General features: G+C 66.7%; 1 protein-coding gene and 1 pseudogene. Both read right to left on the bottom strand.

Annotated features, from left to right (window positions below):
- Positions 1 to 403 (bottom strand): annotated as a pseudogene (locus tag U1700_RS15465) (DISARM system helicase DrmA); the annotation flags it as partial.
- Positions 404 to 414: 11 nt separating this feature from the next.
- Positions 415 to 1,016 (bottom strand): type IIL restriction-modification enzyme MmeI (locus U1700_RS15460; protein WP_332753543.1); only part of this gene is annotated, 602 nt, incomplete at its 5' end.

Genomic DNA, 1,016 nt, shown 5'->3' with positions numbered 1-1,016 from the left:
CGCTCTCCAGCATGTCGGGCGGCAGCGGCGGCTCGGGCACATAATCGCCCCAGTCGAGCGCGACCTCCACGTCACGGACCTGGGGATCGACCATGGTCGACAGACCAATCGAACTGGGCAGGAAGCGCCGTCGCGCGGCCGGGACCTCCGGCTCGTCATGATCCCCCGCCGCACCGCCCGCACCGAACGCCTCGACATCGGAGAGGAGGCCGTCGACCTCATCCCATTCGGTATCGGCGGCGGGCTCCTGGGTCAGTTCGCCCGAGGGGGCGATGAAGCCCGCCAGATACCAGCGTGAGGGGTTCTCGCCCGCCGGGAGCCGTTCGGCGAGCAGGTCATGGTCGTCCGCCTCGCTCGGGCCGATCAGGTTGCGGCGCAGCCGCCGCACCATCTCCGCACGCACGCCGTCCGCGTTCACAGCATCCGCTCCATCCTGACCCGTTCCTCGTTGAGCTTGAGAAGGCGTGCCAGCACCGCGTCGCGAAACGGTGCAGGCCAGAAGAGGCGGCCCTGATAGCGGTGGTCGTCCTCGCTCTCGGCATCGAGGAAGACCGGCGCGGCCTCGGCGGCGAGATCGCCCCAGCCGTAAGCTGCCAGCACCGCCCGATCCATGGCGTGGTGCAGGTCGCGCAACGTCGCGATGTCCGCTTGCGTATCGGTGGCGCGGTGGAAGCGGTTATAGGTGGGCGTCATCCCCTGATCGCGCGCGATCATCAGCGCGGCGCGGTGGTCGTGATAGGCCCGCCCTGCGGCTTCGAGTTCGGGGGCGTCGGCATGGCAGGGGGGCAGGGGGAAGGTCTCGAAACAGTCCGAGGGCGTGTAGCGGAGACGATCTTCCAACGTAGACGCGAAGAAGCGTGTCCAGACTTCATGGACGCAAGATTGAAGGATGGCAAAGGCCGAATGCGAGTCCATCGCAAAATTTACGAGCGTCAAGGCAAGGACCTGATCGCTGGGCACGAATGCGAAAGCGTGATGCGGCGAAACCTGAGGCCGGACGATGACTTTCTGCAACG

The sequence above is a fragment of the Sphingomonas sp. RB1R13 genome, assembly GCF_036663775.1.
Taxonomy (GTDB): domain Bacteria; phylum Pseudomonadota; class Alphaproteobacteria; order Sphingomonadales; family Sphingomonadaceae; genus Sphingomicrobium.
Note: the sequence above shows the minus strand (reverse complement) of the source record. Positions and strands in the feature narration are given on the sequence as shown.